The sequence below is a fragment of the Flavobacterium sp. SH_e genome (genome assembly GCF_025717045.1).
GTDB lineage: Bacteria > Bacteroidota > Bacteroidia > Flavobacteriales > Flavobacteriaceae > Flavobacterium.
Window position 1 is genome coordinate 495128 of sequence record NZ_JAOVZN010000005.1, and the last position, 20769, is coordinate 515896.

A 20769-nucleotide genomic window follows, 5' to 3' on the forward strand; every position below is an offset into this window, starting at 1 on the left:
CAAAATAAAATTGGCTATGATTAAAAATATAAAAAAGGTTTTCGCGATAATAACTCTATTCTCGGTATATGGAGCCTTTGCACAGCAAGACCCGCAATATACGCAATACATGTACAATACACTCACTGTAAACTCGGCTTATGCCGGTTCTCTGGGACATTTAGCTATAACAGGAATTTATCGAACACAATGGGTTGGTCTTGAAGGCGCTCCAAATACTCAAAGCTTCTCTCTAGACACGCCTGTCGGAAAAAATGTAGGTCTAGGAATTTCAGTCGTAAACGAAGAAATCGGCCCAACAGACGAGCAGTATTTGGATGCCAATTTCTCTTATACGATTAAATCTGGCGAAACTCACAAGCTTTCCTTTGGAGTAAAAGGTGGTGGACGTGTTATCAATATTGACTGGTCTAAAGGAAGCTACAAAGATCCCGATGTGCAATTTCGTGAAAACATTACCAATAAATTCCTGCCTGTTGTTGGAGCTGGATTGTATTGGCATGGAGAAAGAGATTACATCGGAATTTCAATTCCGAATTTTATGACCCGCGAACGTTATACTTATGATGATATCAGCGAAGATTTAGTCAATCAGAGAATACATGTTTATCTTATTGGAGGTATTGTATTTGATCTTTCGGCACATACCAAATTCAAACCCGCTGTTTTAGTCAAATATGTTGCTGGAGCACCTTTAATTGCAGATATATCAGCCAATTTTATGTTTAATAACGCTCTAACACTTGGTGTCGCCTATCGCACATCAGATTCTGTAAGCGGTCTAGTCGGAATACAGATTACACCAATGATTATGGCTGGTTATGCTTACGATTATACTACAACCGCTTTGCAGAATTATAATAGCGGTACACATGAAATTATGCTTCGCTTTGAACTAGTTTCACGCAAAAAAGGACTAAAATCACCTCGATTCTTTTAATACGGATAGTCTATGAAAAGAACAATTACTATACTCACATTATTGGTTATACAGCTGATTTATTCGCAAACCAAAAACAAAACTGCCGATGCTCTTTTTGATAAGATGTATTATGTGGAAGCCGCAAAATCGTATGAGCTTTCGATAAATAACGGTGATGCTTCTAAAGAAACACTTCAGCGGCTGGGAGATGCTTATTATTTTAATACTAGAATGTCAAGCGCATCAAAATGGTACGGAAAACTGATTGCTGAATATCCAAATGAAGTTTCTGCTGAATATCTATTCCGTTATGCGCAGTCATTGCAAGGAATTCAAAATTATGAATTGGCAAAAAAATGGATGAAAGCCTTTGCTGAAAAACAAAAATCAACCGATCCCAGAGCTAAGAACTTTTCTCTTAAAAATGTCACATTAGAAGATATCGAAAACATAAAACCGTCTTTTGTACTGGAGAATTTAGACATTAATTCTGCTTATTCAGAGTTCGGCCCAATGTATTATAAAGGCGATTTAGTTTATTCAACAACTGTCGATTCTTCTTATTGGAAAACAGACAAATACGGATGGAACGACCAACCCTATTTAAATCTGCAGTTAGGAAAAATAAGCGAAACAGGCTCGAATGTTTCTTTTAAACAGCGCTTTGGAAAAGAAATTACAACAAACTTTCATGAAGCTTGTATTGCCTTTTCGCCTGACGAAAAAACAATTTATTTTACTAGAAATAATTACAACGGAAAACTAAAACGTGACAGCAAAGGAATTAATAACCTAAAAATCTACTCTGCCACTTCTATAGAAAATCAAAACGGAACTACACAATGGACTGATATTAAAGAATTGCCTTTTAACAGCGATAATTATTCTGTTGGACATCCGTCGGTAAGCAAAGACGGCAAAAAACTGTATTTCGTTTCGGATATGCCAGGAACAATTGGCTCTACAGATATTTTTGTAGTGGATATTTTAGGCAATAATCAATTTTCTGACCCCAAAAATTTGGGCGAAAAAATAAATACAACAGGACGCGAAATGTTTCCATATATTACCGATCAGTCACTCTATTTTTCTTCTGACGGATTCTTAGGTTTAGGAGGTTTAGACGTATTCGAAAGCAGAATAAATGACGGCATTTTGGATACACCAGCCAATCTTGGTGCGCCACTAAACAGCAATAGAGACGATTTTGGCTATATCGTTAACGAAGCGACCAACAAAGGTTTTGTCTCTTCTAACAGAAAAACAGGAAAAGGAGATGATGATATTTACTCTTTTGAAAGATCGTGCAATCAAGCCATAAGCGGATATGTTTTCGATGCTATTTCAAACAACAGAATCGCCGGCGCAATGGTAACGCTTAAAAATGCAAACGGAATAAAAGTGGCTGAAACTGTTTCTCAGCTTGACGGAAAATACGATTTTAATAATAACGTAAATTGTAACACTTCTTATACCATTGAGGTCACAAAAGACAATTATAATACCAATAGCAAAGCGATCGTTACAGCAAATAGTTCTGGAAAAACAGACGTTCCAGTAGGTTTGGATCCTGCATTAATTGTTCGCGAAAATGGCGTTTTAAAAATCAAAATTGGAATCATTTTCTTTGATTTAGATAAATCAGAAATACGCTATGATGCTGCAATAGAACTTAATAAAGTCGTTCTCTTAATGCATCAGTATAAATCAGTAGTAATAAAAATTGAATCGCACACCGATTCTCGTGCCAATGATCAATACAATTTAGAGCTGTCTGATCGAAGAGCAAAAGCCACTAGAGATTATTTAGTTTCTCAAGGTGTTGCCCTCGAACGAATTGAAAGTGCAATTGGCTACGGAGAAACTCAGTTAATCAACAATTGCTCCAACGGAGTTCCCTGTACAGAAGCACAGCATCAAATCAATCGCCGAAGCGAATTCATCATTACCAAAATGTAAAAAAAAGCGTCCCGATCAATCTCAGGACGCTTTCTTTATTTATTTCTCTATCTGCACTTTTCTCTTGATTCTTGCTTCTATTTTCTTTATTCTATTCTCTTTACTCTTAATCACTGAAGCTTCACACACATCCACTCGCCTTTCATAATCAGCTTATCTTCATCAAAAGCTTCTCCATATTGTTTAATGATTTTTTCACTTGTGCGAATATTTTTCACCACAAATTTAACCAGTTTATTAAACTCAACACCAGCAAAAAACTCAACATTATCCATACTTACTAATCCAAAAACGCCGTCTGCGATTCCTAAAAGCTTTATTCCTGCGCCTCCACATTGCGCCATTGCTTCGATTAAAATAGTTCCTGGAACAAAATTAAAATCTGGAAAACTGCCTTGGAGCCAAGCATCTTTATCTGTAAATGTCTTTAAACCAATGATTGTTTCTGTAGTATAAGAAATAATTTCATCGACAAAAAGAAAGGGCGCACGATGCGGAATTAAATCTTCTATTTTTTTAGTCATGTTTGTGTAATTTTTACCAATGTACGAATCTGACATGAAATAACCAACGTTTTAAATTACATCTCTGTCAAATACTTATTTTATCGCTGTATTTCTTAAACAAAAAAGAGATGCCGAAGCACCTCTTTTCCCGCTACCAACTCTAAAATCAATTGTTTTTACTCTTGCAATAAAACAAAACTTTTTGCATTCGCCTTGATTTTATTTCCTTCAAAATCAATATCAATAATTCCTGCCTTTCTTGGTGAAACTCCGCTATTGCTTAAATGCGTATGCAGAACATATTTCATTTTTCCGTTTTTATCATAAAAAACATCTCCGTGTCCAACTCCATTTATTCCAACGTCTTTACGGCTTATTATTGGGCTTTCTAGAGCTTTTTCCCAAGGTCCATACGGACTTTTTGCTGTTGCATAACCTACAGCATAATCAGGATTTCTAAAATCATTTGCAGAATAAATCATATAATACAAACCGTTGTGTTTTAAGACCGTTGGGCCTTCTGTAACTGGCCAAGATACATTCTGTGTATTTTCCCAAGCAAGAACCCCAGAAATGCATTCTTTCAGCGTTTCTTCTTTAATTCCCGACAGGTCTTCTTTTAATTCTGCAACAAAAATTCTGTTCCCGTTAGTCAAACGCACGTGATAAAGGTATTTTTTGCCATCCTCATCAACAAAAACAAACGGATCAATCTGTTTGCCCAAATTAAACATTGAAGCCTTAGAATCGCTTTTAAATGGCCCAATCGGACTATCACTACTTGCAATAGCAATATTCTCATCGGCTGTATAAATAATTTTATATTTTCCATCGAATTTAAAAATCTGAGGAGCCCAAAAACCTTTCGTTCCAAAAGCATCGCCTTTTTTAAAAGCCAAACCATTTTGTGCGCCAGATGGACCATTCCATTTTTTTAAATCAGAAGAAGTGTACACTTGAAAACCTTCTCCGTTAGGAAAATCTCCAGTTGTTGTTCCGTACAAATAATAAACTCCATTTTCATAAAAAATGGTCGGATCTGCCAACAAGATTGGTTTGTCTTTTGAAACCGTTTTTTTTGTTGTTTCTTTCTCTTGAGAGCAACAAATAAAGACACAAAACAAACTCAACAGGCTAAAATATCTCTTAATATTCATTATTAAACTTTTTATTTAGTTAAATATAATTTCAAAACTAAAAATCAAATAGTTAAACATACAGTATAGAGAAAAACTATAATAGAAATCTTGTCATTTTTTAAGTAAATCACAACAAAATTTCGATTACTTTTTTGTTTTTAATACTGTATTTTTAATTCCATTTTTAGAGCATCTAAATCATAAAAATAATTGCGAAAAACATTATTTCACGATCGAAAATTTACACAAAGAAACCGTATGATACTTCTCTCCCGCTTTTAAGGTAATCGGAGCAAATTTTGACTGATTCGGAGCATCTGGAAAGTGCTGGGTTTCTAAGGCAAAAGCAGTTCTAAAATCATCTTTAGCGCCTGATTTAAAGATGTTTTTACTTTGCATGAAATTTCCGCTATAAAACTGTAGTCCAGGTTCTTCTGTATAAATATCTAAAGTAACACCTGAAACATCGCCTTTAATCGTTGCGGCGTGAACAAAACCATCTTTTTTGTCTGTATTCAGCACATAATTGTGGTCATAACCTTTTCCAAATTTCAGTTGTTCGTCTTTAGTTTCGATTCTTTCACCAATAGTATGTTTTGAAGTAAAATCAAATGGCGTATTTTTTACTGATTTTAATTCTCCACTCGGAATTAAACCTTCATCAACAGGTGTAAATTGATCTCCGTAAATCTGTAATTCATGATTCAAAATTGTTCCACTTCCTTCTCCGTTTAAATTGAAAAAAGCATGATTTGTTAGATTTACAATTGTAGTTTTATCCGTTGTCGCTTCATATTCCATTTTTACTGAATTATCATCTGTAAGCGTATAAGTTACTTTTACATTCAGATTTCCTGGAAAACCTTGTTCGCCATCTGGAGAAACATACGTAAAAACCAAGGTCTTTTCATCTGTCTTTTCCGCATTCCAAACTACATCTTGAAACCCTTTTATACCACCGTGTAAAGCATTCTTTCCATTATTCAATGGAATCTGATATTGCTTGCCTTCAAGTGTAAACTTACCTAATGCAACTCTGTTGCCAACTCTGCCTATTGTCGCTCCAAAATAAGGTTCAGTCGAGTTTTTAAACCCTTTTACGCTATTCATTCCAACTACAACATCGGTTTGTTTTCCGTTTTTATCTGCTACCCATAAACCTACTAATCGCCCGCCATAATTGGTAAAAGCAGCTTTTATGCCTTTGTTTTCGATCCAATACAAACTAACTTTCTTGCCATCGATTATCGTGTCGAAATTTTTGGTTTCTAAAACCGTTTTTACTGAATCTAATTTGATTTCAGTGTTTTCTTTTAAAGCCGAATCGTCTTTTTTGCTGTTTTTACAATTGAATTGAAAAAGTGCAAGCAACAAAACTGCAGCTATTTGAATATTTTTCATTTTTATGTCATTACGATAAATGAAGTAATTTCATTCTCTGGTTTAAATCTTTTCTAATTATTTTGATGGAATAGCTAATGGAGTTCCTTCACTCACGGGCTCACCTAAAACTGGAAATCCGTTTGCATCCCAATTAATTTTCTGCATTCTTGGAGATCTTTTATTTCCACAGCCCTCACCCGGATTCGAATTGGCATGATATAGAATCCAATCTTCTTTTCCGTCAGGTGATTTAAAAAACGAATTATGACCCGGCGCGTAAACTTTGTTTTTCTCTGATTGCTTGAAAATAGGCCCTGGCGCCTTCTCCCAAGCCGAAGCATCTAACAAATTATCTCCGCCTTTAAATTTCAATAATCCTAAAGCATAGAAATCTGTCCAACATCCGCTTGCCGAAAACACGATGAAGATCTTTCCATTTCTTTCTAAAAATTGCGGTCCTTCATTGACATTAACTTGCGGCGGATTAACATCATCATGCAATGCGCCATGCGTTTCCCAGTTATTTGTTGGCGCAGAAATCATAACACGGTCACCGTCAATTTCTAGTGGATTTTTCATTTTAGCTATGTAAATGTTCTGCTGGCCGTTTTTGTCGCCTGCCCAACCTGCCCAAATCATGTACAATTGTTTTTTATATTCGAAAACATTTCCGTCAATTGCCCATTTATCAGTTTTAGCTGCGATTTTGCCTTTAAACTCAAAATTCCCTTTAAACGGGTCTGAAGATTTATTTTCTAAAACATACATTCTATGATTGTTGTTATCTCCATTATCTGCGGCGAAATAACAATACCATTTCCCGCTGATGATATGAAATTCAGGCGCCCAGATTTCTGCTGAATAATCAGTTCCTTTTGGTGGCGTCCAAATGACTTTGCTTTCTGCGTTTTTGATATCAGAAAGGTCTTTTGTTTTCCATAAAACCAATTTATTTCCCAATGTATTGGTATAGTAATAATAGCCTTTGTAATACGTGCTGTAAGGATCTGCTCCCGATGGAAGGATTGGGTTGGTGAATGTTTTTTGCTGTGCAAAACTTATCGTTGTGAATAGGAAAAGGATTAGATATTTTTTCATTTTTTATTGATTTTAGACTTTTAGCTTAGAGTTTTTTTTAAACGCAAAGACGCAAAGGTTTTTCGCAAAGTTCACAAAGGTTTTTTCTCAGCTTGGTCACTTCAGAAGAAGACGAAGAACACAAAGCTGTTCTGCATCTTTTTGTCATTCCGAGGAACGAGGAATCACACTAGGGATTCCTCAAAGATTGGCGATTTTCTATGCGGAATTTCGAGTGCGATTTCTCGTTCCTCGAAATGACAAACTTTGTTGGGCTATGTGTGGAAACTAGTTTCTTCTACTTCCTTTTTTTCAAAACAAAACCCTATCTTTCTATGTGTTTAAAAATTATTTAACATTCAAAGCATTGATAACCTCCATATTAATCTTATTCACCGCTTTAAAATCCATTTTGTCCACTTTTCGGTCGTAGGTCATAAAACCGTTCACTTCGCCTTCAACATCTGTTGTTTGAGTATAGACTGCGGCCGAGAATCCCGTTTTAACGTATTTTCGAAGCATTTCCGCGTACTTTTTATATTCGGCGGTAACTTCTGCCTCATTTTTAAATTTGATGTAACCCCAGTTGTCATTTGCTCTCCAAAGATGTCCTTCTAGTGGAAGTCCGATTCCGCCATACTCTCCCAAGACTGTAACTCTTCTCGCATCGTACAAATACATTTCTGGCCCTGGATAATTATGCAAATCCAAAATATCTCCTGTTTGAAAGTGATTTCCACCGCTTGCAGAATTAATCAAACGCGTTGAATCATGATTTTTTGTCCATTCTGTAATTTCAACGGTTTTAAATTGTCCCCAAGCTTCGTTAAACGGAACCCAAACCACAATACTTGGATAAGAATACAAATGATCCATAATTTCTTTCCATTCTTTTCTGTAGATTTCTTCTGATTTTGTCGAACGCTGTAATTCTGTTCCTTCAAAATACTTTCTATTTTGCCAAATCGGCTGATCGTCTCCGCTTGGCATATCTTGCCAAACTAAAATTCCCATTTGATCGCAATACGTGTACCAACGCTCTGGTTCAACTTTTACGTGTTTACGGATCATATTAAATCCTAATTCTTTGGTTTTAACAATATCGTATTTCAAAGCTTCATCAGTTGGTGCGGTATACAATCCGTCTGGCCACCAGCCTTGATCTAAAGGTCCGAATTGGAAATAATCTTTGTTATTCAATTGCATTCTCACGATTCCATTTTCATCTCTTTTTGATGAAATCTTACGCATCGCAAAATAACTTTTCACCTCATCAACCACTTTATTCTTGCTGATTAAGCGAATTTTAGTCTGATATAAAAACGGACTTTCAGGCGACCACAGTTTCGGATTATTCAAAACAATATCATTGCTTTCTCCCACAACTGCTTTTTCTTTAGCAATTTCTTTTCCACCTTCCAAAACAGAAATTTCTACTAAATCGCCTTTTTCTGCTCCATTTACCTCCGCTTTTATACTAATCGTATTTTGATCAATATTTGGAGTTGTTCTTAATGTTGCAATGTTTTTAGCATTTACAGGCTCAATCCAAACTGTCTGCCAAATTCCTGTAACAGGAGTGTACCAAATTCCTTCTGGATTTTTAACTTGTTTTCCTCTTGGCTGTGGCCCATCATTTGAAGGATCCCAAACTTTTACAACTAATTTCTGATTTTTACCTTTTTGGATAAATGGCGTAATGTCAAATGAAAATGGCGTATAACCTCCCGTATGCGAACCCACTTTTACATCATTCACAAAAACCTCTGTTTTCCAATCGACAGCGCCAAAATGCAAAAGGATGTTTTTTCCACTCCAGCTAGATTCAATCGAAAATTGAGTTTCGTACCAAAGTTCATTTTTAGCACCAACTTCTTTCATCACTCCAGACAAACTCGATTCGGCCGCAAACGGAACCAGAATCTGCCCGTCATATTTTGAAGGCGCTGCTTTTCCAAATTCTTGAATGCTATAATTCCACAAACCATTCAGATTTTTCCATTGGCCGCGCTCCATAATCGGACGGGGATATTCGGGTAACGGTTTCTTCGGGTCAACCTGTTCCGCCCATTTGGTTTTGATTTTATCTCCTTGCGGTTTCCATTGCGCATTTACCGCAAACATGGATAACAAGGCTAAAAAAAGGATGCTTTTTCTTTTCATATTCTATCTATTTGAGATTTTACACTCATACGTTTTTTTATTTTAAACCATATAAGTTATATAAGTTCATTTTAGTTTTAGCAACTGTTATTAAGCATTGTCAAGAAAAACATAAGATTCTGACTTTCAAACCACAACCAAACTTAATATGAACTTATATAACTTATATGGTGAAAATTTACTCTTCTAATTTAAAAATGAATTACCGGGCTCATCTCCACATAAGCCCGATAATTACTGAACTAAACTAACTTAACTAACCAAGTTTTTTAATTGTGAATTGTTAATGGTAAATTGTAAATTATACAGAAATTCAAAAATGAAGTTTGGAAATAATTCACCATTATTTCCCGAATTTCTTCACCAAACTGTCGTATTCTTTTTTAGAGATTGTAATCATGCAGCCGTGGCGTACTTTTTCTGGGAGACTGTATTTGTCCCAATCTGAGAAAAAAGTGTAGCCTGAGGCTTGAAACCAAGGTCCGTTTAGGTTATCTGCAATCGATAATCCGTAGGAAACACCTGGATATTGTTCGTAATACATGTACCATATTTTGTCATCTGGAGAAGGAATCAGCATTGGCGCTTCTCTAAAGTTTGGACTGATAGATTGCTGGGGCAAAGAATAAGGTCCTAAAAGGGATTTTGATTTGGCAATTCGGATGGTTTTTCCAGTTGTCCAATACAAAGTCGGGTAAGTTTCGTCTTTAATCACGGCGTAATAGGAATCGCCGACTTTACGAATAAAAACATCAATTGTTCCCATATCCCAATCGAATAAACGTTTTGGAGTTCCTTCGAAAGTTTTTAAATCTTTAGACAAAACATATAAAGTTCGCTGACTTGCCCAATAGCGTTCACCATCTTCTTTTGTTCCTTCTAAATGAGGCGTATGCCAAGTCATGATAAATTTTTGAGAGTCTTTATCATAATATAGTTTTGGAGCTCCAATTCGCTGCAAAGCGTTTGAATAATCGGGCGTGCTTTTTAAATCGGGTGTATAATCAGAATGTTTTTTCCAAGTAATCAAATCATCCGAAACCCAGATATTGATAGCTTTTGCATCATCTCCAGTATTTCCTGCGATATAATATTTTCCGTCTGGTCCTTTGCAGATATCTGGATGCCCTTTGTAATCTTCAAAAACGCGTTTTCCGTTGTTTAGGTTTTCCCAATGAAGTCCATCCAAACTTACAGAATAATATAATCTGCCATAATCGTTATGCGTCATGTGAGCAAAAAGATAGGCTTCGTTTTTCGGTTTTTCATTTCCCCTCACTTGTCCCGGCGGATCTGGCTGTTGTGCTTTCGCTGAAAAGCCAACTAGAATTGTTGCCAGAAAAAATAAGTCTTTTAATGTTTTCATAAGCTCTATTTTTAAATGTGCCAATTAGTCAATTTGATAATTATAAAATTCTTGAAATGTGTTAATTGACTAATTTTCTAATTATCAAATTGACACATTATCTATTTTTTTTTATTCACCTCAGCAGTCATTTTCTTAATCAAATCGGTTTCAGCTTTGATATATGGCGTTCCGTCTGTGTGCAATACTTCATGAAACCATACTTTTGGTTCTGCTGTATACGTTTTAGTCCAACTGTCCCAAGCGTATTTCGTTTGTGTTTTTCCGTCAACAAATCCCCAGTTGATCATACCAACATTATATTTTCTTGCAATTGGCAGGAATCCTTCAAAAGTGCTTCCGTTTGGTCTTGCCATATATTCTGTACACAATAATGGTTTTCCGTAACGCTGTAATTGTTTGATTACTTTTTCAAAATCTTGCGGTGTATTGTAATTATGGAAAGAAACAATATCAGATTGCTCGATCTGCATTTTATGCATTGGTTTCATTTTAGCTTCGTCGCTCCAATCTCCAACCCAAACTCCAGAAGTTAACGGCTGAGATGGATTGCTTGATCTTGCCCAAACAAAAATGTCTTTTAAAAGAGGCAGAACCAAATCGGCTTTGTTTTTAATTTCTACTTTTTCATAAGACGGTCCAGTCATATTATCTGGTTCGTTCCAAACATCCCAACCCAAAATACGGCTGTCATCTTTGAACTTCCCAACTGTTTCTTTTACATATTTCTCTAAACGAGGATATTGCACTTTATCCTGTAATGCTTTTTGCCCTGGAGCCTGCACCCATCCTGAATTGTGCGTATGCGGTTTTGGCGCGCGCTGTTTTCCTAAAGCTGGAAACGGATCCCAACAAGAATCGAATAAAACAAAAAGTGTTTTGATGTGATGTTTATCTGCAATTTCAAGAAACTGATCCATTCTTTTATAAAGTCCTTCTGCGTCTTGCTGATGCAATAAATCGTGCAGATACACTCGCATTACATTCATGCCTAAATTTTCTGCCCAGCCCAATTCCTGATCAATTCTTTTTGGGTCAAAAGTATCTTCCTGCCACATCTCTAACTGATTTATAGCTGTGCTAGGAGAATAATTTGCTCCAACTAACCAAGGTTGCGCTGCGTACCATTTATTGGCCTGATCTTTTGTCCAGATTTCTCTTTTTTCTACTGAAGTGGTTTCTCTTTTCTTTTCTTCAGGATTACTTTTTTTGTTGTTGCAGCTAAGCAATACTAGTCCTGCTAACATAAATGTCAGACACAATTTTACTTTCTTCATTCTAAATGTTATTTATTTTGAACAATAGTTCTTTATGATAAGGGAATCAGAATTTGTATTTCTGATTCCCTCAAAAAATTTAGTTTTAATACCCAGAGTTCTGCTCTAGGTTCGGATTATTATCCACATCTGATTGTGGAATTGGCAATCTGTGATTTTTTCCAACTGTGAAGTTTTTGAAATCAGGATCACGAACTGCAATCTTATCAACAGAAGCCTGAGTATCTAAATCTCCCCAACGTTTTAAATCTTCCCAACGAACACTCTCGCCAGCTAATTCTAAAACCCTTTCCATTTTTAGACGCTCTAAGAATTTATCATGATCGTTACCAATTTCTGGATGCGCTGTTGCCAATGTATTCATGTTTGCACGAGCTCTTACTAAATCAACATATTGATATGCCTCAGCAGTACTTCCCAATTCGTTAAGAACTTCCGCGTAGCGCAATAAAATATCAGCATAACGAACCAATCTGTAGTTTACTTGGCTGTAATAATCTTCATTATTTCTGTAATAATCACGGCTTCCTTTTCTAAACCAAGCTTCATTATTATTCCATTCCCAATCTTTTCCGTATGTTTTATCTCCAAAATCAGCTAATAATTGAGGATAATATAAAGTCCATCTTAATCTTTCGTCCAGCTTTCCGTCTTTGGTATTTTCTTGTTTAAAAGCATCTACCAACCAAATACGAGCCTGACCATCTGACCATCCAATTCCTCTTGGTGCAAAAAATTGAGAACGGTTGCTAGAAACAGCAGCATTTTGATCTTCACCAGTACCTCCTTTTCTCTGATCTCCAAATTGAATTTCAAAGACAGATTCGCTGTTATTTTCATTTATATCCGTAAAGTTGTCACGGTAATTTGAAACTAAACTGTATTTAGCACCTGCACCAGAAATTAAATATTCTAAAGCGCCTTTTGCTTCAGTCCATTTGTGCTGTTGCATATACACTTTTGCTAGAAAAGCTTTTACAGCACCTTTATCAGGTCTACCTGTTTGATCATCTGCCCAATCAATTGGCAAATCTTCATAAGCTTCATTCAAATCTTTTTCTATTTGAGTCCACACTTCGGCTAGTTTTCTTTGTTGTGGCAAATCTGATGGCAACGATGGCTCTAAAACCAATGGAATATCTTCCCAAAGAATTGCAGCATAGTAATAGTGTAATGCTCTAAAAAATTTAGCTTGTGCTAAAATTTTCTTTTTATCGTCTTCATTTTGAAAAGTAATATTTGGAACATTTGCCAAAACCTGATTACATCTAAAAACTGCTTTGTAGGTATCTCTCCAAGTCACCGCATTTCCTTCCCAGAAATTATAATTGATATAATTGAATCTTGTCCAATCTGCTAATTCTGTCCAAGGACTAACACTATAACCTTCATCTGAAGTTAAATCTAAACGAAAATACATCCATCTTGCCCATAAACCATCTTTATAAAACATGGCATAAATAGAGTTAACACCAGCTTGTGCATCGCTCTCAGTTTTCCAATATTGACTTACTTGTATTTCATTAGGGCTGTCGAAATCAAGTTCTTTTTCACATGCAGTAAAAAAGAGACCTAGAGAAACTACGGCTATTATTGCTATTTTTTTCATTATGCTATTTTTTTAAAATTAAAAGCTAAACTCAACACCAAATGAATACGTCTGTAAATTTGGGAAAGCTCCATTGTCAACACCTCTTTCAAAAATATTTCCATTACTAAACTCAGGATCCAAACCTTTATATTTTGTAATTGTAATAACATTTTGCGCTGACAATGTCAATCTCGCTCTTGTAATACCAGATTTATCTAAAACACTTTGTGGGATATTGTATCCAAATCCAATGTATTTAAGACGGATAAAATCTCCGTTTTCTAAGAATCTGTCGCTATCTCCTCTTGAGTTTAATGTTGAACCTTTTGTAATTCTAGGAAAATCAGTATTTGGGTTTTCAGGAGTCCAAGGCTGAATTCCTTTTCTGTAGTTACTATTGTCATCAAAACGGTCTACAACACTTCTAAATCCGTCATAAACAGTAGCTCCGTGAGAAGCAATCCAGTTCATAGAAAAATCAAAACCTTTATATTCTGCTCCAGCATTTAATCCCATTTCAAATTCTGGCCAGGGACTGCCAACAACTGCTTTGTCTTCGTTAGTAATTTGTCCGTCTCCATTATTATCTTTAAAACGAATATCACCAGGAACGGCATTTGGCATAATTACTTTTCCGTCAGCATTTTTATAATTGTCAATTTCCTGTTGGTTTTGGAATAATCCATCAGTTTCCAAAACATACCACATTCCTACTGGCATACCAGCTCTTGTAACCGTATTTCCAGAGTAGTTTTCGTTTTGTCCGTTACCTAATGAAACCAGTTTATTATTTACTTTTGTGAAATTTACAGAAGCATTGAAAGACAATTCATTGATTTTTTTGCTGTAAGCCAATTCCAATTCAAAACCTTTGTTTTCAACCGTTGCTGCATTAGAAATTGGATTTCCTCCGTCGTTTCCTGTAGTTAATAAAATTGGAAACCCAAATAATACATCTTCTGTACGAGCAATAAAATAATCTGCCGTAAAACGTAAATCATTATTTAAAACACCAAGATCTAATCCAACGTTGGTTTGTTTCAATTTTTCCCAACGCAATTCAGGATTTGCTAATTTAACCTGAGTTGCTGAATTGTATGTGTTTTGTCCATTACCTAAAACGATCAGTCCGTTTGTATTGATGAAGCTTTTGTATTCGTAATTTCCAATATTTCCTGAACCTAGTTCTCCATAACTTCCTCTTAATTTTAAATCTTTAATAAATTCTGATTTAAAGAAAGACTCATTGCTAATTCTCCATCCTGCAGAAACAGAAGGGAAATTTGACCATTTGTTTTCATCACTAAATCTTGATGATCCGTCACGTCTGATAACAGCATTAAATAAATAGCGATTATCGTAGTTGTATTCTAATCTTCCTAAATATGATGCTAAAGCAGCTTCAGATATACTTCCTCCCACTACAGGATCAGTTCCTAAATCTAAAACCTCAAAATATTGCCCTGTTGCTGAATTTATTGGAAGGTTTCTTTTTTGACCATAAATAATATCATATTTATCTTTTTGGTAAGTCTGTCCAACTAAAACAGTTACATCATGTTTGCCAAATTCTTTTTTGAAGGTCAATGTGTTTTCAAACAGCATTGTTTCTGATCTTGCTTTATTCTGATCTGTCAAAGCTGGATCTTGCGGCTGATTTAATGTCCAGCTTCCCACCTTTCTCAAAAATTTATAAGAGTCAAAACTAGTTTCATAACCAAAATTGAAACGGTATTTCAGCCAAGGAGCAAATTTTAATTCTGACCAGATATTTCCTCTGATTCTAAAATTTTGATTAATAACATTTGCAAAATCAGCAATTGCTAAAGGGTTCGTACCAAAAGTATCTGCAACACCTTGCTTTCCGTATCCATATCCTCCCCAATTAGTTGGGTCATAAAGCGGAATTGTTGGTGTCATTCTGTACACATCAATAATTGGATTTCCAGACATTTCATCTGTTTTTGAATTACTGATTGCTAAATTTTCTCCAATACTGAAAATTCCTTTTGTTCCGCTAGAGTTTACACGGAATGAAATTCTATCAAAATCAGTTCCTATAACAGTTCCTTCATTTCCAAAATAATTTCCAGACATAAAAAATGTTGAGTTTTCATTTCCTCCAGAAAAACTAGCATTATAATCTTGCATCATTCCGGTTTGGAAAGTTGCATCTTGCCAGTCTGTATTTACCGCCATGTTAAGATTTTGCCTTGGCAATCCAGCATTATCATAAGCCATGTTGTTGTATTTTGCAAACTCATCAGTTTCCATTAAATCATAACGTGGCATAGTTGTAAAACTGGTTTTTGCAGAAACTTCAACCTGTAGCGGACCTTTTTTACCTTTTTTAGTCGTAATAATGATCACCCCATTTGCAGCACGAGAACCATAGATTGCAGCTGCCGATGCATCTTTTAAAACCTGAATGCTTTCAATATCATTAGGGTTAAAATCTCTGTTTGCAGAAGTTACTAAACCATCAATTACATATAATGGATTAGAACTTTGAAGATTTTTTAATCCACGGATTTCTACACTTGCTTCTTGTCCTGGGCGTCCTCCACCGCGAACTTTAACTCCCGTAACTAAACCTTGTAATCCGTCAGCAACTGTAGTGATTTGTCGTTTCTGGATTTCTTCTGGTTTTACTAAAGCAACTGCTCCCGTAAGGTCTTTTTTCTGTTGTGATCCGTAACCTACTACAACTATTTCATCGAGCTTCATTGCATCTTCTTCCAAAGCAACGCTTATAGAAGTTCGGTTATTGACTGCAATTTCTGTTGTTTTATAGCCTTGCGAACTAAAAACTAATGTTTGGTTTCCGCCGACAGCAATTTTATAACTCCCGTCAAAATCGGTCACGGCTCCATTTTGGGTTCCTTTTATTAGAACATTCGCAAAAGGAATCGATTCTCCATTTGCGGCTGTAACTTTTCCCGTCACAGTAATCTGTTGGGCAAAAGTGGACTGCAGTAATAAACTAAAGAAAACCAAGAGGTAATATCTCTTTGTTAAAAAGTGAGTGAACGTTGTTTTCATTGATTTTTGCATTTTAGATAGTTTTATTTCTTTTTGTGGTTTGGTTTAATGAAATATTGAATTGTTTAATCGTCCGGAATGCGAACAAAAAAAGAATTAATATTATCTGGTAATAATAAATTGTTCATTTTGTTTCAAAATTATTAATGGTTTAGTTTTTCAAACTTAATTTTATTGATAGCGTATTTTTAGACTTAAAAAATTATCAATATCATTTATTTGATTTTTCAAAGTAGGCACTTTTTATTCAAAATAAAATGCTTCATTTGTGTCAATATCTATCTCAAATGATTCAAATTGTATTAAAAACAGCCCATTTTCATTCAGCTGCAACATTTTGTAGAATATTGAGACGATTTGCAGAAAATTAGATTTTAGCTTAAAAAACACCACTATGCGTAAATTCTTTCTTTTTTTATGTTTCAGCATTTTTTCGATAAATTTTTCGAATGCGCAAGAGTATTATTTTAAACATTTTCAGGTTGAAGAAGGACTTTCAAACAATACGGTTTTGACGTCAATACAAGATAATGACGGTTTTATGTGGTTTGGAACCAAAGATGGCTTAAACCGTTTTGATGGTTATCGTTTTAAAACCTATAGAAGCAGCGGAGATCCTATTCATAGTTTAGGAAGCAATTATATTCAGTCACTTCATGAACATAATGGCACTATTTGGGTTGGAACCGATAAAGGTTTGTATCATTATGACAAAAAACAAGATCGTTTTACCATTTTGAATGAGGCCATAAATGATCGTATAAATGACATCAATCACGACCAAAAAGGCAACATTTGGTTTGTTTCTGGCAACATTTTGTATAAGTATGCACCAAAAAAGCAGCAAACAACCACTTTTAATCCGAACAAATATTTCATTACGACTTCGATTACGAAAGATTATAAGGGCGAAATCTGGGCTTCTTCTTTAAATAAAATCTATCATTATTCTGAAGAAAACCTTTCTTTTGAAAATATTCCGCTTAATCCACCAGCGAATAAAACTAATTTTAGAATTACGGTTATTTATGCCGTCGATCAGGAAAATATAGTAATTGGAACACAAGACAACGGCGTACTCCTATATAATAGAAAAGACAAAACGACAAGCGAACTGAAATTTAGCATTAAAGAACCTGTTTTTGTGCGCCAGTTCAGAAAAAGAGGAAATGATGAACTCTGGATTGCGAGCGAATCTGGTGTTTATGTTTACAATCTAAAAAACAAAACCGCTGTAAATCTTAAAAAAAATTACAACGATCCATATGCGATTTCAGACAATGCGTCCTACTCTATTACTATTGATAAAGAAAACGGAATTTGGATCGGAACTTATTTTGGCGGTGTCAATTATCATCAAAAACAATATACACAGTTTAAAAAGTATTTTCCACAGAACAATCAAAACTCCATTAGCGGAAGCGCAGTAAGAGAAATTCATAAAGACGATCACGGCGATTTATGGATTGGAACTGAAGATGCGGGCGTAAATCGTTTTGATCCGAAAACGCAAAAATTTACTTCTTATAATGTTTCTTATTATAATATTCACGCTTTAATGCCAAGAAAAGACAAAATCTGGGTTGGAACTTTTGAGCATGGTTTGGATGTTTTGGACCGAAATTCGGGTGAAATTCTTAAACATTACAGCGCAAATGATGGCAAAAGCGGACTGCATAGCAACTTTATTTTTTCTTTTTATGAAATGAAAAATGAAGATCTAATTGTAGTTACTACATCTGGGCTTTATCGTTATAACGAACAAGCAGATAATTTTGAAATTCTGAAATTCTTTCCAGAAACGTATCATTATACGAATATGAAAGAAGACAGCGACGGGAATCTCTGGGCAGGAAGTTATCGCGATGGATTGTTGTTTTATAATCCGAAAACAAAGAAAAAAGAGGTTTTTACGTATGATTATAAAAATCCAAAAGGAATTAGCAATAATACCATTAATGCCATTTTTGAAGATGCTGCTGAAAACTTATGGATTGCAACAGAAAATGGTTTAAATCTGGTAAACAGAAAAAATCACACTTTCACCAAATTCACGACCAAAAACGGAATGCCAAGCAATGTTTTCTATTCTATTTTAGAAGATGATTCTAAAAATCTTTGGCTAACAACTTCTAAAGGTTTGGTGAAATTTGGTCCAGATCATAAAACGATCAAAATTTTTACCACAGCAAACGGATTGCTGAGCGATCAGTTCAATTACAATTCGGCTTTTAAAGATGCAAACGGCGATATGTATTTTGGAAACTTAAACGGGATGATCAGTTTTAATCCGAAGCATTTCAGTAAAAACAAATACACGCCTTTTATTTACATTACCAATCTTCAGATCAATAATAAGGATATAGAAGTAAATAGTCCCGACTCGCCTATTTCGCAATCTATTTCTTTTCTTGACGAATTAGAATTAAACAACAGCCAATCTTCTTTCAATCTCGAATTTGCGTCTTTAAATTACACCGCACCAGAATTAACTGAATATTGGTTTCAATTGGAAAATGTAAACAATGATTGGGTTTATTTGGGAAGAAACAACAAAGTTTTCTTTACCGAATTAGCGCCTGGCGATTATGTTTTTAAAGTAAAATCCTTGAATAGTTTTGGCGTTTGGAGCAAAGAAGTAAAACTCAAAATTCGAATTCTTCCGCCATTTTATGCGAGCATATATGCTTATTTATTGTATTTCTTATTAATCTGTGCTGGCTTTTATTATATCATTCGTTATTCTCAAAATTTGACTCAAATCAAGAATAACCGTAAAATAAAGCATCTAAACGATGAAAAAGAAAAAGAAATCTATCAGGCAAAAATTGATTTCTTTACGAATGTAGCGCACGAAATCAGAACGCCTTTGACTTTAATTAAAGGTCCGTTGGAAAAGCTTTTAGGAATGAAATACGAATCGGAAGAAGTGCCGCAGCATCTTTCGATTATGAAGAAAAACACTTCTCGTTTATTGAAATTGGTAAATGAATTGCTTGATTTTAGAAAATCGGAAATTGGCGGTTTAAAATTGACTTTCGTCGAAGCGAATATTTCTTCGATGGTTCGAAATTTCCATTTAAGATTCAGTCAGTTAATTGAAGAACGCGAACTTGAATTTGATTTGGAATTGGGAGAAAAAGACATTCATGCTTTTGTGGACAAAGAAGCTTTCAAAAAGATTCTCAGCAATTTGATCAATAACGCGATTAAATATTCAAACAAAAAAGCTTCTATTTCTTTATTTAGAGATGAAAAGAAATTGACTTTGATTGTAAAAAATGACGGCAATGTGATTCCAATTCATTTAAAAGACAAGATTTTTGAGCCATTTTTTAGAGTTGACGACAGCAGTACGGCTTCAGGAACTGGAATTGGGCTTTCACTTGCGCATTCGTTGGCGCAATTGCATAACGGAAGTTTAGATTTAGTTGCTGACCCGAATTGCAATATTTTCGAATTGGTCGTTCCATTGCATCAAGAAGAAGAATTTATGCTTTATGCTGATTCTGAAAAAGAGCAGACGGAAAACGAAACGCCAAAAGAACCAATTGAAATTAAAAACGAAAAAGCACAGATTTTAGTTGTGGAAGACAATGACGATCTTTTGAGTTTCATTACAACGGAATTGGCGGGAACTTATGCTATTTTAAAAGCAGAAAATGGTGAAGAAGCATTAAAAATCATTCACAATGAAAACATTCAACTCGTAATTTCTGATGTCACAATGCCTATTATGGACGGAATTACAATGTGCAAAAAGATCAAAACCAATCTAGAAACGAGTCATATTCCTGTAATTTTATTGACGGCGAAAAACTCATTAAAATCACAAATCGACGGACTTGAAGTTGGTGCAGATGCTTATGTTGCAAAGCCTTTTTCAATGGATTACTTAAAAGTTCAAGCCAATAATTTGATCGAAAACCGAAGACAAATCATGAATTATTATGCGAGTTCTCCACTTTCGCACATTAAAAGTATTGCGCACAACAAAACAGACGAAAAATTCCTGAAAAAACTGGACGATGAAATCCTTAAAAACATCACCGATCAGGATTTAAGTGTAGAATCGCTTGCAGAAATCATGAACATGAGCCGTTCGACCTTATACAGAAAAATTAAAGATATTACGAATCTGAGTCCGAACGAATTAATCAATATTGTCCGTCTCAAAAGAGCAGCGGAATTATTATTGAATGAAAATTATAAAATGTACGAAATCGCAGAAATGGTCGGTTACAAATCACAAACTAGTTTCGGGCGAAATTTCCAAAAGCATTTTAATATGTCGCCAACAGATTACATCAATACTAATAGATAATTAGAAAATGTGTCAATTAG

The 20769-nt window shown here is 35.0% G+C and carries 12 protein-coding genes; 3 read left to right on the forward strand and 9 right to left on the reverse strand.

From position 1 onward, the window contains the following. Positions 1-16 precede the first annotated feature (16 nt). A complete protein-coding gene (locus tag OD917_RS10070) occupies positions 17-940 on the forward strand; it encodes a type IX secretion system membrane protein PorP/SprF (RefSeq protein WP_263523556.1) in 924 nt (307 codons plus the stop codon). Between the two features lie 12 nt (positions 941-952). After that, positions 953-2881 (forward strand): OmpA family protein, encoded by a 1929-nt coding sequence (locus OD917_RS10075; RefSeq protein WP_263523407.1) that lies wholly within the window; start codon positions 953-955, stop codon positions 2879-2881. A 110-nt stretch (positions 2882-2991) separates the two neighbouring features. Here OD917_RS10075 and OD917_RS10080 read toward each other — a convergent pair whose 3' ends face one another. The 9 genes from OD917_RS10080 to OD917_RS10120 all read right to left on the reverse strand — a co-directional run bounded on the left by OD917_RS10080 (position 2992) and on the right by OD917_RS10120 (position 16425). Continuing rightward, the gene (locus OD917_RS10080; protein WP_111290467.1) at positions 2992-3405 is read right to left on the reverse strand and encodes a 3-hydroxyacyl-ACP dehydratase FabZ family protein; all 414 of its coding nucleotides are present in this window, start codon (positions 3403-3405) and stop codon (positions 2992-2994) included. A gap of 158 nt (positions 3406-3563) precedes the next feature. Beyond that, complete coding sequence (locus tag OD917_RS10085) at positions 3564-4544, reverse strand: glycoside hydrolase family 43 protein (RefSeq protein WP_263523408.1); 981 nt, start codon at positions 4542-4544, stop codon at positions 3564-3566. Positions 4545-4748: 204 nt separating this feature from the next. Next, positions 4749-5927, reverse strand: coding sequence for an aldose epimerase family protein (locus OD917_RS10090; protein WP_263523409.1), 1179 nt, complete (start codon positions 5925-5927; stop codon positions 4749-4751). A 57-nt stretch (positions 5928-5984) separates the two neighbouring features. After that, complete coding sequence (locus tag OD917_RS10095) at positions 5985-7007, reverse strand: glycoside hydrolase family 43 protein (protein WP_263523410.1); 1023 nt, start codon at positions 7005-7007, stop codon at positions 5985-5987. Positions 7008-7334: 327 nt separating this feature from the next. Beyond that, the gene (locus OD917_RS10100; RefSeq protein WP_263523411.1) at positions 7335-9149 is read right to left on the reverse strand and encodes a glycoside hydrolase family 2 protein; all 1815 of its coding nucleotides are present in this window, start codon (positions 9147-9149) and stop codon (positions 7335-7337) included. Positions 9150-9492: 343 nt separating this feature from the next. Then, complete coding sequence (locus OD917_RS10105; protein ID WP_263523412.1) at positions 9493-10515, reverse strand: glycoside hydrolase family 43 protein; 1023 nt, start codon at positions 10513-10515, stop codon at positions 9493-9495. A 101-nt stretch (positions 10516-10616) separates the two neighbouring features. Further along, positions 10617-11792: a cellulase family glycosylhydrolase gene (locus OD917_RS10110; RefSeq protein ID WP_263523413.1), complete on the reverse strand. Its 1176-nt coding sequence runs from the start codon at positions 11790-11792 to the stop codon at positions 10617-10619. Positions 11793-11877: 85 nt separating this feature from the next. Next, positions 11878-13401, reverse strand: a complete 1524-nt coding sequence (locus OD917_RS10115) for a RagB/SusD family nutrient uptake outer membrane protein (RefSeq protein WP_263523414.1) — start codon at positions 13399-13401, stop codon at positions 11878-11880. 18 nt (positions 13402-13419) lie between these two features. After that, positions 13420-16425 carry a SusC/RagA family TonB-linked outer membrane protein gene (locus OD917_RS10120; RefSeq protein ID WP_263523415.1) on the reverse strand — a complete coding sequence of 1002 codons (3006 nt, stop codon included), beginning with the start codon at positions 16423-16425 and terminating at the stop codon, positions 13420-13422. 394 nt (positions 16426-16819) lie between these two features. Between OD917_RS10120 and OD917_RS10125 the strand changes: the two genes are divergently transcribed. Beyond that, positions 16820-20749, forward strand: coding sequence for a hybrid sensor histidine kinase/response regulator transcription factor (locus tag OD917_RS10125; RefSeq protein WP_263523416.1), 3930 nt, complete (start codon positions 16820-16822; stop codon positions 20747-20749). The last annotated feature ends 20 nt before the right edge of the window (positions 20750-20769 follow it).